Source organism: Streptomyces sp. NPDC002867 (assembly GCF_053591895.1).
Map to the genome: position 1 here is coordinate 1 of NZ_JBSFUR010000013.1, position 14,572 is coordinate 14,572.

Sequence of the window (14,572 nt, forward strand, 5' to 3'; positions counted from 1 at the left end):
ACGCGACCGTCCTCGGCCTCGCGACCCCGTTCCTGAGCGAGGACCTCGAACCGACCGGCAACCAGCTCCTGTGGATCGGCGAGCTCAGGCGCCCTTGTCGCTCTGCCAGGAGTAGAACTGCGTGGCCATTGCGTCCTTCGGGCTCCGCCAGGTCTGCGGATCGTAGGGACTGACGAAGGCCGCAAGGCGTTCGCTGACGTCCCGGAACGCGGCGTGCTCGGTCACCTTGGCGATCGCCGGCCCGGGGGGCCGGTCGGCCTCGATGAGGTGGAGGTACACGTCGCCGAACTGGAACAGGCTGCGCCGCCGGACGCCGACGAGGTGCGGCAGTTCACCGCTGTCGGAGGCCGCGAACACCTCGGCGATGTCCGGCGCGGACCCGGGTGCCATACGGGCGACGATCAGTGCTTGGTGCATCGGGGGCGTCCCTTCGGATGCCGTCGGGGGAAAGGGCCGTCAGTTCGGCGTGACCGGAGCGGTCTCGCGGACGCGGGCACGCTGCTCGATGCGGTCCCGGATCAGGGCCATCTGGATGCGGGAGTTGCGGTTGATGTTGTCGGTCATCCACGCGTCGTCCACGGGAGCGTCCGGCTTCATCGCGAAGTCCTGCGTCCAGTGCATCCGGACGCCCTGCGGCGTCTCGGCGTACGTCCACAGGATGTTCATGTACTCGAACGGTCCGGTCTCCACGCGCTTGGCGCGCACGGTGAGGGCCGCCCGGTCCGCCTCGCGCTCCGAGACCCAGCTCCAGACCTTGCCGTTCTCGTCCGGGTACATGGTCAGCCGGAACACCGTCCGGTTCCCGTCCCGCTCGATCACCTCCACGGAGGCGTACTCGGTGAACAGCTGTGGCCAGTGGTCCACGTCGTTCGTCACCTCCCAGACCAGGTCCAGGGGCGCGTCGATGATGATCTCGTTCTCGGTGTGCCCGGCCATTTCAGGCTCCTGCCATCAGAGTGTCGTTGACGAGGTCGAGGAACTCGCGCGGTGTCTTGCAGCGGTCGGCCTCGACCGGGAGCGCCCGGCCGTACCGGTTCTCCAGCTCGCCGACGATGCCGAGCAGGCCGAGCGAGTCGAGGCCGTACGCCTCGAACGGGATGTCCGGGTTGCTGTCCATCTGGGCCGGGTCGACGGATATGCCGGCGCCCTTCTTCATCAGCGCGGACAGCTCCTCGACGGTCAGTTGTGCGGTCATGCGATCCTCCTTCACGAGAGGTTGTCGGCGTCGCGCCGGAGCACGAGCGCCGCGTTGGAACCCATCAGTCCCCGGCTCAGCACCAGTGCCGTGCGCAGCGCGGCGGGCCGTGCCGTGCCCGTCACCAGGGCGATGTCGTGACAGACGTCGAACACATGGGGGGTGGGCGGGACCAGGCCGTGCTCCAGCGAGAGCACCGCGGCGGCGACGTCGAGCACCGGCGCTCCGCAGTAGGCCCGGCCGGTGCCGGTCTTGGGCGCCGTCACCGGCACCCGGCTGCCGTGCGGGCCGAGGGCGTCGACGAGGGCCAGCGCCTCGGCGCGGTCCGCGTCCGGCAGCCCCAGCGCGTCCGCGAAGACCACATCGATCTCCTCGGGCGCGCAGCCCGCCTCGTCGAGCGCCCCGCGGATCGCCCGGGCGAGCCCCTCGCGGGACTCCTCCCAGCGCGAGGCGCCGGTGAACGTCGCGCAGTGCCCGGCCACCTCGGCGCGCACGGCCGCGCCGCGCGCGACGGCGGCGGACTCGTCCTCGACGACGAGCATGGCGCCGCCCTCCGCGGGCACGAACCCGCACGCGTGCGCCGTGAACGGGCGGTACGCCCGATCCGGTTCCTCGGACGTGCTGAGCTCCCGGTAGCCGAGCTGGCAGACGACCGAGTACGGCGCGAGCGGCGCCTCGGCGGCGCCGACGACCACGCTGTCGGTGCCACGCCGTACGGCCCCGGCGGCGTGCGCCAGGGCGTCGAGCCCGCCGGCCTCGTCACTGGCGACGACACCGCACGGCCCCTTGAAGCCGCCGCGGATCGAGATCTGGCCGGTGCTCGCCGCGTAGAACCAGGCGATGGACTGGTAGGGGCCCACGTACGTCGAGCCCTGGCCCCACAGCCGCTGCAGCTCTCGCTGGCCGAACTCGCCGCCGCCCGACCCCGCCGCCGTGACGACCCCGACGGCGAACGGCTCGTCCTGGCTCCCGGGGTTCAGCCGCGCGTCCGCCAGCGCCATGTCGGCGGCCGCCATCGCGAAGTGGGTGAACCGGTCCGTCTGGACCAGGAACCGCTGCTCGACCAGCGCCTGCGGGTCGAAACCCCGCACCTCGCCCGCGACGCGCAGCGGCAGGTGTTCGCAGCCCTCGCGGGTGACGCGGTCGAGCGCGCTGATCCCCTCGCGCGTGGCCTTCCAGAAGGCGTCGGTGCCCACGCCGCCGGGGGCGACGACTCCGATGCCGCTGATGACGGGGCGACGGCTCTGACGAGGGCTCATGGTGTCCTCCCACCTGGCCTGGTGAGCACCACCGCGGACTGGAATCCACCGAACCCGCTGCCGACCGACAGCACGGTGCGCAGCTTCGCCTCGCGTGCCGTACGCGGGACGTAGTCCAGGTCGCACTCGGGGTCGGGCGTCTCGTAGTTCGCCGTGGGCGGCACCGTCTGGTGGACGAGTGCCAGGACGCAGGCGACGACCTCGATCGCGCCGATCGCACCCAGCGAGTGGCCCACCATGGATTTGATGGAGCTCATCGGCACCTCGTACGCGTGCTGCCCGAGCGACCTCTTGACCGCGGCGGTCTCGTGCCGGTCGTTCTGCTGCGTCCCGGAACCGTGGGCGTTGACGTAGTCGACGTCCGACCCGTTGAGCCGGGCGTGGTCCAGGGCGTGGTCGATGGCGTGTGCCATCTCCAGGCCCTCGCGGGTGAGACCGGTCATGTGGTGGGCGTTGCCGAAGGTGGCGTAGCCGCCGATCTCGCAGTAGACGCGGGCACCGCGGGCGCGGGCGTGCTCGAGCTCCTCCAGTACGAGGACCGCGCCGCCCTCGCCCATCACGAACCCGTCGCGGTGGGCGTCGAACGGGCGCGAGGCGTGCGTCGGGTCGCCGTTGTTCGGCGACGTCGCCTTGATCGCGTCGAAGCACGCCACGGTGATCGGGGAGATCGGCGAGTCCGAGGCGCCGGCGACACAGATGTCGACCCGGCCCTCCTCGATGGCGTGGAACGCGTAACCCACCGCGTCCAGCCCCGACGTGCAGCCCGTGGACACGGTCTGCACGGGCCCGTGCGCGCCCGTCAGTTCCGCTATCTCCGAGGCGAGGGCGCTGGGTGAGAACGCCCGGTGGAGATGCGGCCCCGCCTCGCTGTGGTCGACGTCCCAGCGGCGGCCCGAGCTGCTGACCGCCACATAGTCGTGCTCCAGCCGGGTGGTGCCGCCGACCGCGGTGCCCATGGACACCCCGATCCGCCACGGATCCTCCCGTCCCATGTCCAGACCGGCGTCGGCGAGCGCCTCGCGCGCGGCGACCATGGCGAACTGCACGTATCGGTCGGCCCGTTGCGCCTGCTGGGCGTCGAGGCCGTGGACCGCGGGATCGAAGTCGACCTCCGCGGCGATACGGGACCTGAAGCCCGCCGGGTCGAACAGGGTGATGCCCCGCGTCGCGGTCCGGCCGTCCGCGAGCAGGCCCCAGAACGCCGGGGCGCCCACGCCTCCGGGTGCGACGATGCCGACACCGGTCACCGCCACACGTCGGTTCACGAAACCGCTCCCGTGGGCTCGGAGGGCCGGTGCGCCGCGGTGCCCTCCGCGGCGGGGGTCTCCTCCGTGTCGACGTGCCCGAGCTCCGGGCGCGGGGCCAGCGGCCCCAGGTGGAAGACCATGCGGGCCTCGGTGCGGCCCACGTTGCGGAACCGGTGACGCACGTACGGGGGGATCATCAGCCCCTGGTCGGTCCGGATCGGGTGCGTCTCGCCGTCCAGATCGACCTCGAGATCGCCGGCGACCACATACACGAACTCCTCCGAGTACGGGTGGTAGTGCTCGCCGATGCGGTCTCCGGGTTCGACGATCGCGAGGCCCATGAAGCCGCTCGTCGCCCCCACCACGGTGGGCGTGAGCATGGCGCGCAGGTCACCACCGCGCCGGCGGTTGGGCTGGGTCTCGCTGAGGTCGACGATGCGGTGCGTTGTGCTCATGACTGTTTCCTCCACAGGGCCGGAAGTCGGGAGCCGCGGTCTGCGGCGCCCGGCTCCGCTCGGACGGTCGCGGTTCAGGAAGCGCGGCGGTCGGTGATCAGACGCATGTCGGCGCTTTCCAGGAGGCGCGCCGCCACCTTCTCGTCGGTGAGCGACCCGTCCACACCGAGAGCATCGAGATCGAGCAGGCGCGCCAGCACGTCGGCCTTGCGGGGGCCGCGCGCGCCGAGGGCGAGCAGCGGGTCGGTGTCCAGCGGACCGCGCGCGTCGACGAGCCGTACGACGATGTCGTCGCGCTGGAAGACGGTGCTGCTGTCGATCAGCCCTGCGGGAACGTCCGCGGCGGCCTCGTCCTGCTGGGCCAGCAGCTTGGCCAGCGCCATGCCGCACCCCTTCTTGGCCGGGTAGTACAGGCCGTGCCGCACGACGTCCTGCGGGCTGCCGCCCGTCGTGGCCAGGTGGTGGACGGCCGGGAGAGCCGCGCGGGTGAAGAACACGCGGGCCGACTTCGGGTCGTCGAGGTCGCGGTCCTGCTCCAGGTACGGGTTGATGGCCTCTTCCACCGCCCGCACCTCGGGCTGGCGGGCCACGTGCCGCAGTGCCGCCAGCAGGTCACCCTGCACCTCCACGGTCCGCACGACGCGGTTGCCGTGCATGAACAGGGAGGTGCGGCGCAGCCGGGTGGTGTCGTCGACCCGGGCCTCGGGCGAGGTGTATCCCGCGAGGATCTCGGCGACCCTGTGCTCGCTGTCCGGCCTGACCGTGAAAGTGAGGGCGTGGCGTACGACGCCGTCACCGACGCGGGGCGCCGGCTGCGTGCCCGTGCGGCGCTTCTGGGAGACCGGGGTGCGTGCCCCGTCCGTCTCGCGCAGCACGCTGTAACGGAAGGACCGGGTATCGCGCACACAGTCGTGGAGCGGCTGGACGGTCTCCAGGTGCTCCTCGCTGTTCACCCAGGCGAGGAACGGCGGAGCGCTCTCCCATTCGCTGGTGATCAGCCACTGGGACGGATTCTCTATGGACTGGCACAGCTGGTCGGAGATGTGGCCGGGGACGGACGCCACCTGGTGCCGCATGTGCTCGTAGGCGGCGAGGAACTGCTGCTGTGCCCCGTCGTAGAGATCGAGCATCAGTACCACGCGCAGCCGGGAGCCGTCGAAGGCCGACTGGGATATACGTTCGGACAGCGTCGTCATGGTCACGCCTCTCCTTGGACAGTGAGCCCGCCACACCCGCGTACGACATCGGTCCTCGGAAGATCCCGAGTATGAGATCCGGTGCGTACGGTCCGTCGATCGCCGTCAACGGCTGTGGCGGTCCGGTCTCGATCCTCGCCACGTACCACCGGTGGCGCGAGATGTGTGAACCAGGTGGGTGAAGCGGCGACCCGAAGCACCTTCCCGGGGGCATGGAAACGTCGTCCACTTCCCGGCGGCCGCAGCAGGAGCTGATCGATGCAACAACAGGCTGAAGTACGCGTACCTGTCCTCGTCGTGGGCGGCTCCCTGGTGGGCCTGTCCACGTCCCTCTTCCTCGGCCGGCTCGGCATCGAGCACATGCTGGTCGAGCGACATGCGGGCACCTCGATGCACCCACGCGGCCGCGGCAACAACGTGCGCACCATGGAGCTGTTCCGCACGGCCGGCGTGGACGATCCCATCCGTGAGGCCGGCCGGGTCCTGGCCGAGAACCACGGCATCCTCCAGACGCCCTCCCTCACCGGCGGTGGCGGCGAATGGCTGATCAAGGAGGTGCAGCACAGCAGCGGCGCGTCCCGCTTCAGCCCGGCCCCCTGGTGCGTGTGCAGCCAGAACGACCTGGAGCCGGTGCTCCTGGAGTACGCCACGAAGTACGGCGGCGATCTGCGGTTCTCCACCGAGCTGCGCTCCTTCGAACAGGACGCCGGGGGCGTCACGGCGGTCGTCGAGGACCGGATGACGGGCCGGCTCGGCACGGTGCGCGCGGACTACCTCGTCGCCGCCGACGGGCCGCGCAGCCCGGTGCGCGAACGGCTCGGCATCGGCCGGTCGGGGCCGGGCGACCTGTTCCACAACGTGAGCATCACGTTCCGCTCGCGCGGCCTCGCGGCCGTGGTCGGGGACCGCCGCTTCATCGTCTGCTACCTCACCGACCCGGCGGCCGACGGCGCCCTGCTGCCGGTGGACAACGCCGAGAACTGGGTGTTCCACGCGCCGTGGCAGCCCCAGACCGGCGAGACGATCGAGGACTTCACCGACGAGCGCTGCATCACGCACATCCGCCGCGCCACCGGCGCCCTCGACCTCGACGTCGAGATCACCGGCAAGGCGCCCTGGCACGCCGCCGAGCGGGTCGCCGAACGGTACGCCGACGGCCGTGTCTTCCTCGCGGGCGACTCCGCGCACGAGATGTCCCCGACCGGCGCGTTCGGCTCCAACACCGGTATCCAGGACGCCCACAACCTCGCCTGGAAACTCGCCGCCGTCCTGCGCGGCCACGCGGGCCCCGGCCTGCTGGACACCTACGACGCCGAGCGCCGGCCGGTCGCGGTGGCCACCAGCAAGCGGGCCTCCGTCCGCTCCGAGGAGCACAGCCACCCCGGCTACGCACCCGCCCCCGGCGGCGGCGGAAAGCAGAGCGGAATGCTGACCGTCGCCCTCGGCTACCGCTACCGCAGCGGTGCGGTCCTGGGCGCCGACCCCGAACTGCCCATCGTCCCCCAAGGGCTGCAGCTCACGGGTGAACCCGGCAGCCGCGCACCGCACCTGTGGGTGCGCCGCGGCGGCGAGAGCGGCATGGTGTCCACCCTCGACCTCTACGAGCGCTCCTTCGTCCTGCTGACGGACGCGGGCCCCGGCGGTGGCGCCTGGCACGCGGCCGGGGTGGACGCCGCCGCCCGGCTGCGCGTCCCGCTCGACGTGTACCGCATCGGCGAGGGCCCCGGCGCCGACCTGGTGCCCGAGACCGGCGTCGACTGGCGGGCCGCGCACGGCACGACCGGCGAAGGAGCTCTCCTCGTACGGCCGGACGGCTTCGTCGCCTGGCGCTCGCCGGGCTCCGTACCCGACCCCGAAGCCGTGCTGTCCGACGTGCTGGAGTCATTGCTCCACCGTTCACCGACGGGTCGTGGCTGAGCCGCCAACGCCTGATAGCGTCCGAGGGGAGGCGGCTCGCCGCCTCCCCTTTCCCGTGCCGGAGCCCGGCCGGAAGGGCACCCGGGGAGGAGCCGGGGACTGTTCCGCGGGTCCCGCCCGCGTGAACACCCGGGGCCGTACGGCCGTACTCCTCGCCGGCAACGACACCGGACCACCGTCCCGGCCGGGCACCGACCGCGCCGGCCGGGCAGGAAGGGACACGCTGTGACAGCTTCACCCGCGAAGGACCGGCAGGCCACCCTCCGCACCGAACTGGAACGCCGCAACCCGGGCGAGCCCGAGTTCCACCAGGCGGCCCGGGAGGTCCTGGAGAGCCTGGGCCCCGTGTTCGCCGCGCGTCCCGAGTACGCGGAGCCGGGGCTCGTCGAGCGGCTCTGCGAGCCCGAGCGGCAGATCATGTTCCGGGTGCCCTGGCAGGACGATCACGGCGCGGTCCACGTCAACCGGGGATTCCGGGTGGAGTTCAACAGCGCGCTCGGCCCGTACAAGGGCGGGCTGCGCTTCCACCCCTCGGTCAACCTCGGTGTCGTGAAGTTCCTCGGCTTCGAGCAGATCTTCAAGAACGCCCTCACCGGACTCGGCATCGGCGGCGGCAAGGGCGGCAGCGACTTCGACCCGCGCGGCCGCTCGGACGCCGAAGTCATGCGCTTCTGCCAGTCGTTCATGACCGAACTCCACCGGCACATCGGCGAGCACACCGATGTGCCGGCGGGTGACATCGGGGTGGGCACCCGCGAGATCGGCTACCTCTTCGGCCAGTACCGGCGCATCACCAACCGCTGGGAGGCGGGGGTGCTCACCGGCAAGGGACTCGCGTGGGGCGGCTCCGCGTTCCGCACCGAGGCGACCGGCTACGGCAGCGTGCTGTTCGCCGCCGAGATGCTGAGCCTGCGGGGCGAGGAACTCGCGGGCCTGACGGCTGTGGTCTCCGGCTCCGGCAACGTCGCCGTCCACACGATCGAGAAGCTGACGACCAGCGGCGCGCACCCGGTCACCTGCTCCGACTCCCAGGGCTGCGTCGTCGACGAGAAGGGCATCGACGTCGAACTCCTCAAGCAGGTCAAGGAGGTCGAACGGGGACGCGTCAGCGACTACGCGGACCGTCGCGGGTCCTCCGCCCGCTATGTGCCGGGCGGCAGTGTGTGGGACGTCCCGGCCGACATCGCGTTCCCCTCGGCCACCCAGAACGAACTGGACGCGCAGCACGCCCTCACGCTCGTCCGCAACGGCGTGCGCGCGGTCTCCGAAGGCGCCAACATGCCCTGCACGCCCGAGGCGGTGCGCATCTTCCAGGACGCGGGCGTCGCCCTCGGCCCCGGCAAGGCGGCCAACGCCGGCGGCGTCGCGGTCAGCGCCCTGGAGATGCGCCAGAACGCCTCCCGCGACTCCTGGACGCCCGCGCGCATGGAGAAGGAGCTCGGCCTGATCATGGGCGACATCCACCGCATCTGCTACGAGACGTCCGAGCGCTACGGCGTCCCCGGCGACTACGTGACCGGCGCGAACATCGCGGGCTTCGAGCGCGTCGCGGACGCGATGCTGGCCCAGGGCCTGGTCTGATCCGTCCGGGGCTCGGCCCCCGGCCCGCCAGGATGCAGGAGGCGGGCACGGGGGCGGAGCACCCGGTTCGGGCAGGCCGGCGTTCAGCAGGTTTCGCGGACGTGACCCGGCTCGCCCGCAGGGCGCACGTCGCGGTCGCGCAGCACGACGGACAGGCGCGGCCACGTGCGGCACGCGGTGGCGAAGTCCTCCTGCTCGTACTCGACGTCGAACACGCGGCCGTCGTACGCGCGCGTGAAGCCCGGGCACTCCTCATAGCGCGCGCACTCCTCCACGACCGCGAAGTCGAAGCCGATGTCCTCGTGCCCGTCGAGCAGTTCGGCGGTGTTCTTCTGGGCGATCGCGAGCCCCCGCGCATGGGCCCGGTCCGCCAGCAGCCGGGCGAAGGCGATGGCGTCGGCCTCGGTGAGGAGGCCGTCCGAGCGGGTGTACGAGTCGAGGTTGTCGGGCTCGACCGCGTCGAATCCGCGCTCCGCGCAACCGTCGATCCACGGCCCCACGACACCGAGCAGCGAGCGGCGCTTGGCGGCCGACGAGAGGTCGAGCAGCGGCTCGTCCCAGTCCTCGTCGACGACCAACTCGCCGTCGCGCCCGCGCAGCAGCAGGTCCGGGTGCTTCTTCCGCCACCAGGCGACGGCGTCCCCGGGTTGTGTCTGGAAGGCGTTGACGTAGCAGATGTTGTACAGGCCCGGCACGGGCTCGGCGCTCCGGTCGCGGGAGACGGCCTCGACGTCGTCGGCCGGCGGATAGGCGCCGCCCAGCTGGTAGTCGAACACCGCACCCGCCGCCGGGCGCAGGACGCCGTCCCCGTCGGGACCGGGCGCCGTGGGACGCGGAGGGGGGTCCGTGGTCGTGGAGCACGCGCTCAGCAGCACCAGCAGGACGGCGGCGGTGGCCACGACGCGGGTCCTGGGCAACGGGCGCATCAGTTCCCTGCTTCGGTGTCCGCGGCCCGACCGACGGGCATGACTCCCGGCTGCGCGACGAGCGCGAGCACCTCGGCCTCCGCCTGCCCTGCGGGCACTCCCGCCGCGATGAGCGTCGCGACGGCGGTCGCCCGCCCGTCGTCCTTCCAGGCACCGGTGTCGACGCTCTCCAGCAGCGAGAGCGTCAGGCACTCGAGGGCCGCGCTCAGCGCGGGCGCCGGGACGGGGGAGGGGAACGCCCCGGCCGCCCGGCCGCGTTCCAGGATCGTCTGCACCGTCGTGCGCGTGGGGGAGAGGATCCCGGTGACACGCTCGACGCCCAGGTCACGCCGGGCCAGGGCGATCAGCATGCGGTAGCGGTCGCCGACCGGCCACATCGTCAGCACGAAACGGGCGAGCGCGCGCTCGGCGGGCTCGTCGGGGGCACTCGTCGCGGCGAACGCGCCGACCGCCTCCCGCAGTGCCGCGGCTGCCTCGTCGGCGAGCGCCTCGAGCAGCGCCTGGCGGCCGGGGAAGTGGCCGTAGACGGTGCGGCGCACGACACCCGCGGCCCGCGCGATCTCCTCGAGCGTGGTGTCCGGGCTGAAGCCCAGTTCGCTCCGTGCGACGGCGAGGATGCGGGCGCGGTTGGAGCGGGAGTTGCGCCTCTGCGGCTCGCGGGCGGCGGGCTTCGTCACAGCAGTACCTCGGGGCCGGGGTCGCGCGGCGGTTCCCGCGGACGGATCTTCATGGTGGCACGGGCGGGGCGGCCGCCCAAGAAGCCCACCGCCGCCCGCAGACGGTTCCGGCGCATCGGCGGCCGGCCGGCACCGGGCCACGGATATGTCCGGGCGGCCCGTGATCGTGACGATCTTCCGGCGGCAGGCGGCAGGCGGCAGGCGGCAGGCCGCAGGCGGCGGACGACGAGACGGGCGCCGCCCGCGTTGTCGGAGTCCGACGTGGGAGACCGGCTCGTCACGGGACCGGAGCCGTACGTGAGTCCGCGCGCCGCCCTCTGGCGGGGCCGCTCACCGGTCGGAGCCGGACCTCTTCGTTCCGGACGCCGTCGAGCCGCGGACCACCAGCTCGGGCATGAACACGAACTCGCTGTGGGGGGCCGGCGTCCCGCCGACCTCCTCCAGCAGCGCACGGACCGCGGCCTGGCCCATGGCCTGCACGGGCTGGCGGATCGTGGTCAGCGGGGGGTCGGTGAACGCTATGAGCGGCGAGTCGTCGAAGCCGACCACCGAGATGTCCTTCGGCACGTGCAGCCCCTGCTGCCGCGCCGCCCGGATCGCGCCGAGCGCCATCATGTCGCTCGCGCACACGATGGCCGTGCAGCCGCGCGCGATGAGCCCGGAGGCGGCGGCCTGGCCGCCCTCCAGCGTGTAGAGCGAGTGCTGGATCAGCTCCTGCGACTCCTCGGGGGACAGGCCCAGCCGCTCCTTCATCGCCGTCTGGAAGCCCTCTATCTTGCGCAGCACGGGCACGAACCGCCTGGGGCCGAGGGCCAGGCCGATCCGGGTGTGGCCGAGTGAGACCAGGTGGGTGACCGCCAGCTGCATGGCGGCCCGGTCGTCGGGGGAGACGAAGGGCGCCTGCACCTTGGAGGAGAAGCCGTTGACCAGGACGTACGGCACGCCCTGGGCGCGCAGCCGGTCGTAGCGCTCCATGTCGGCGGTGGTGTCGGCGTGCAGGCCGGAGACGAAGATGATCCCGGAGACGCCCCGGTCGACCAGCATCTCGGTCAGCTCGTCCTCGGTGGAGCCGCCGGGTGTCTGGGTGGCGAGGACGGGGGTGTACCCCTGGCGGGTCAGCGCCTGGCCGATCACCTGCGCAAGGGCGGGGAAGATGGGGTTGTCCAGCTCGGGGGTTATCAGGCCGACCAGGCCCGCGCTGCGCTGGCGCAGCCGCACGGGCCGTTCGTAGCCGAGCACGTCGAGTGCGGCCAGGACGGACTCACGGGTGGCCGCAGCCACACCGGGCTTGCCGTTGAGCACGCGGCTGACTGTGGCTTCACTGACCCCCGCCTGGGCTGCGATGTCGGCGAGCCGCGCGGTCATGTCAGTGGACTGTACCGCTCGTACGGGGGATTGCCCACCACGTAGGGGATTCAGCCGGTTCCTGTGCGATGGCGGAAGAACCGGATCAGGCGCCTGCAAAGCCTTGCGGGCCCCTTGCGGAGGCCTTGCAGCGAGGTACACCCTGTGTCGGGACCGGTGTCAAGCGACCTGACGGCAACTCTCCGGACACGCGAATGTAACGATCACCCGTCCTTGCAGAAATTTGCCGCAAGGTCTTTCCGATGCTTTTCAGCCCTGTTACGTTCCTGGCAACCCGGCGCCGCGAGGGAGCGGTCGGCGGGAGGCGCGACTTCGCCTCCGCCCTTCCCGGGCACAGTTGAAGGAGTTCACATGCGGCGTGGCATAGCGGCCACCGCGCTGGTAGCGGCACTGGCCCTCTCAGCGACGGCGTGCGGTGGGGGCAGCGGAGAGAGCAAGGCAGAGGGCCCGGTCACCATCACGTGGTGGGACACCTCGAACGCGACCAACGAGGCGCCCAACTACAAGGCGCTCATCAAGGAGTTCGAGGCGGCCAACAAGGGCATCACGGTCAAGTACGTGAACGTCCCCTTCGACCAGGCCCAGAACAAGTTCCAGACCGCTGCCGGCAGCAAGGGCGCCCCCGACATCATCCGTGCCGACGTCGGCTGGACCGGTGCGTGGGCGAAGCAGCAGTTCCTCGCCCCGCTCGACGGCACCGAGGCCCTGAAGAACTCCGAGGACATCACGCCCGCCCTGCTGAAGCAGGCGCAGTACGAGGGCAAGACCTACGGCGCGCCGATCGTCACCGACACCCTCGCGCTCATGTGGAACAAGGACCTCCTCAAGAAGGCGGGCTTCGAGGCGGCGCCCACCACCTGGGACGAGCTGAAGAAGGTCTCCAAGGCGGTCGCCGACAAGACCGACGCCGACGGCTTCTGGCTGAACAAGGCCGGTTACTACCAGATGCCGTTCCTCTACGGCGAGGGCGTCGACCTCATCGACTCCGAGGGCAAGAAGATCACCGTCAACTCGGACAAGGCCGCCAAGGCCATCGAGACGAGCAAGAGCCTGCTGGCCTCCGACGGTGTCGCCAAGCTCGACGTCTCCGCGGACGCCTACGCGCACATGCAGGACGCCTTCACGACCGGCAAGGTCGCGATGATCGTCCAGGGCCCGTGGGAACTCACCAACATCTACAAGGGCGCCGCGTTCAAGGACGCCGCGAACCTGGGCATCTCCAAGGTGCCCGCCGGCTCGACCGGCACCGCGGGCGCCCCGATCGGCGGCCACAACCTGTCGCTCTACGCCGGTTCCGACGCCGCCCACCAGAAGGCCGCGCAGAAGTTCATCGGCTTCATGACCTCCGGTGAGACCCAGGCGAAGATCGCGCTGAAGAACAGCACCCTGCCCACCCGTACCTCCGCCTACACCGCCGAGGTCAAGGCGCTGCCCGGCTTCGGCGACATGCAGACGGTGCTGGCCGAGAGCGGCAAGGCGCGCGGCTCGGACCCGAGCTACAGCTCCCTGTACACCGACTTCGAGACCAACGTCACCAAGATCCTCCAGAACAAGGTGAGCGTGCAGAAGGGCCTGGACGACACCGCCGCGGCCTACAAGAAGCTGCTCCAGGACTACTCCTGAGCCCAGCGGCCGGCCCGCCCTCCTGACGGGGCGGGCCGGCCGCACAGCCGCGTCCCGACCGACTCCCGCAGTCAACTGCCGAGAAGAACGCCGAGAAGGTGCCGAAGATGACCGTCGCCGCTGAGGGCGCAACCGCCGCCGAGCGCGGGCGCGCCCCGCGCCCCGGGCGCCCCGGGCTCTTTGCCCGTATGAAGCTGTCGTACGAGAAGAACTGGTACGCCTGGGCCATGGTGGCCCCGGTCGTCCTCGTACTCGGCGTGCTGGTGCTGTATCCGCTCGTCCGCGGCATCTACCTGTCGATGACGGACGCCGACAGCACGAACATCGGCCGCACCATCGGCGTCAACAAGATCCCGGACTCGTTCTCGTGGGTCGGCCCGGACAACTACACGGAGATCCTCTCGGGCGCCGACGGCCAGTTCTGGCCGCACTTCGTCTGGACGATCGTGTGGACCGTCGTCTGCGTCGCCTTCCACTACGGCATCGGGCTCGGCCTCGCGCTGCTGCTCAACCGCAAGTTGCGCGGCCGCACGTTCTACCGGCTCGTCCTGATCCTGCCGTGGGCCGTGCCCACCTTCGTCACCGTCTTCTCCTGGCGGCTGATCCTCGCCGACGAGGGCGGCATCCTGAACACCGCGCTCGGCTGGCTCGAGCTGCCGCAGCCCGGCTGGCTCAGCGACGTCTTCTGGCAGCGGACCTCCGCCGTCATGGTCAACGTCTGGGTCGGTGTGCCCTTCATGATGGTCTCGCTGCTCGGCGGACTCCAGTCCATCAACGGCGACCTGTACGAGGCGGCCGAGATGGACGGCGCGAGCGCCTGGCAGCGCTTCCGCCACGTCACGCTGCCCGGTCTGCGCTCGGTCAGCTCCACCGTGATCCTGCTCGGCGTCATCTGGACCTTCAACCAGTTCGTCGTGATCTTCCTGCTCTTCGGCGCGACCGGCGCCCCCGAGGCGCAGATCCTCGTCACCTGGGCGTACCGCCTCGGCTTCGGTCAGGACCCGCGCGACTACGCCGGCTCGGCCGCGTACGGCGTGATCATCCTGTCGATGCTCATCGTCTTCGCCTCCTTCTACCGGCGCTGGCTCGCTCGCAACGAGCAGTCCGCCGCCTGATGCCGACAAGGACACC

At 71.3% G+C, this 14,572-nt stretch carries 14 protein-coding genes; 4 read left to right on the plus strand and 10 right to left on the minus strand.

All coding sequences use genetic code 11. The features are described 5' to 3' along the window. Window positions 1-84 precede the first annotated feature (84 nt). The 7 genes from ACWD0A_RS15065 to ACWD0A_RS15095 all read right to left on the minus strand — a co-directional run bounded on the left by ACWD0A_RS15065 (window position 85) and on the right by ACWD0A_RS15095 (window position 5,352). Window positions 85-417, minus strand: coding sequence for a TcmI family type II polyketide cyclase (locus ACWD0A_RS15065; RefSeq protein WP_451298140.1), 333 nt, complete (start codon window positions 415-417; stop codon window positions 85-87). A 39-nt stretch (window positions 418-456) separates the two neighbouring features. After that, the gene (locus ACWD0A_RS15070) at window positions 457-936 is read right to left on the minus strand and encodes an SRPBCC family protein (protein WP_451298142.1); all 480 of its coding nucleotides are present in this window, start codon (window positions 934-936) and stop codon (window positions 457-459) included. Window position 937: 1 nt separating this feature from the next. Then, entirely contained in the window at window positions 938-1,195 is a 258-nt protein-coding gene (locus ACWD0A_RS15075) for an acyl carrier protein (RefSeq protein WP_177152254.1), read from the minus strand. A gap of 11 nt (window positions 1,196-1,206) precedes the next feature. Further along, the gene (locus ACWD0A_RS15080) at window positions 1,207-2,454 is read right to left on the minus strand and encodes a ketosynthase chain-length factor (protein WP_451298144.1); all 1,248 of its coding nucleotides are present in this window, start codon (window positions 2,452-2,454) and stop codon (window positions 1,207-1,209) included. Next, window positions 2,451-3,719 (minus strand): beta-ketoacyl-[acyl-carrier-protein] synthase family protein, encoded by a 1,269-nt coding sequence (locus tag ACWD0A_RS15085; protein ID WP_451298146.1) that lies wholly within the window; start codon window positions 3,717-3,719, stop codon window positions 2,451-2,453. Before ACWD0A_RS15085 ends, ACWD0A_RS15080 begins: the two co-directional genes overlap by 4 nt. Continuing rightward, window positions 3,716-4,156 carry a cupin domain-containing protein gene (locus ACWD0A_RS15090; RefSeq protein ID WP_451298147.1) on the minus strand — a complete coding sequence of 147 codons (441 nt, stop codon included), beginning with the start codon at window positions 4,154-4,156 and terminating at the stop codon, window positions 3,716-3,718. The genes ACWD0A_RS15085 and ACWD0A_RS15090 overlap by 4 nt, the downstream gene beginning before the upstream one ends. Before the next feature lie 74 nt (window positions 4,157-4,230). Then, window positions 4,231-5,352 carry a SchA/CurD-like domain-containing protein gene (locus ACWD0A_RS15095; RefSeq protein WP_451298149.1) on the minus strand — a complete coding sequence of 374 codons (1,122 nt, stop codon included), beginning with the start codon at window positions 5,350-5,352 and terminating at the stop codon, window positions 4,231-4,233. Window positions 5,353-5,610: 258 nt separating this feature from the next. On the opposite strand from ACWD0A_RS15095, the gene ACWD0A_RS15100 reads away from it, so the two are divergent. Both ACWD0A_RS15100 and gdhA read left to right on the plus strand, forming a co-directional pair. After that, entirely contained in the window at window positions 5,611-7,269 is a 1,659-nt protein-coding gene (locus ACWD0A_RS15100; RefSeq protein ID WP_451298151.1) for an FAD-dependent oxidoreductase, read from the plus strand. 225 nt (window positions 7,270-7,494) lie between these two features. Further along, a complete protein-coding gene (gdhA, locus tag ACWD0A_RS15105) occupies window positions 7,495-8,850 on the plus strand; it encodes an NADP-specific glutamate dehydrogenase (protein WP_451298153.1) in 1,356 nt (451 codons plus the stop codon). A gap of 83 nt (window positions 8,851-8,933) precedes the next feature. Here gdhA and ACWD0A_RS15110 read toward each other — a convergent pair whose 3' ends face one another. From ACWD0A_RS15110 to ACWD0A_RS15120, 3 genes are all read right to left on the minus strand, one after another. Next, window positions 8,934-9,776: an endo alpha-1,4 polygalactosaminidase gene (locus tag ACWD0A_RS15110; protein ID WP_451298155.1), complete on the minus strand. Its 843-nt coding sequence runs from the start codon at window positions 9,774-9,776 to the stop codon at window positions 8,934-8,936. Beyond that, a complete protein-coding gene (locus ACWD0A_RS15115; protein WP_451298157.1) occupies window positions 9,776-10,453 on the minus strand; it encodes a TetR/AcrR family transcriptional regulator in 678 nt (225 codons plus the stop codon). The genes ACWD0A_RS15110 and ACWD0A_RS15115 overlap by 1 nt, the downstream gene beginning before the upstream one ends. A gap of 330 nt (window positions 10,454-10,783) precedes the next feature. After that, window positions 10,784-11,818: a LacI family DNA-binding transcriptional regulator gene (locus ACWD0A_RS15120; protein WP_177152263.1), complete on the minus strand. Its 1,035-nt coding sequence runs from the start codon at window positions 11,816-11,818 to the stop codon at window positions 10,784-10,786. Between the two features lie 351 nt (window positions 11,819-12,169). On the opposite strand from ACWD0A_RS15120, the gene ACWD0A_RS15125 reads away from it, so the two are divergent. Continuing rightward, window positions 12,170-13,441 (plus strand): extracellular solute-binding protein, encoded by a 1,272-nt coding sequence (locus tag ACWD0A_RS15125; protein WP_451298160.1) that lies wholly within the window; start codon window positions 12,170-12,172, stop codon window positions 13,439-13,441. A gap of 107 nt (window positions 13,442-13,548) precedes the next feature. Then, entirely contained in the window at window positions 13,549-14,556 is a 1,008-nt protein-coding gene (locus tag ACWD0A_RS15130) for a carbohydrate ABC transporter permease (RefSeq protein WP_451298162.1), read from the plus strand. Window positions 14,557-14,572: the final 16 nt, after the last annotated feature.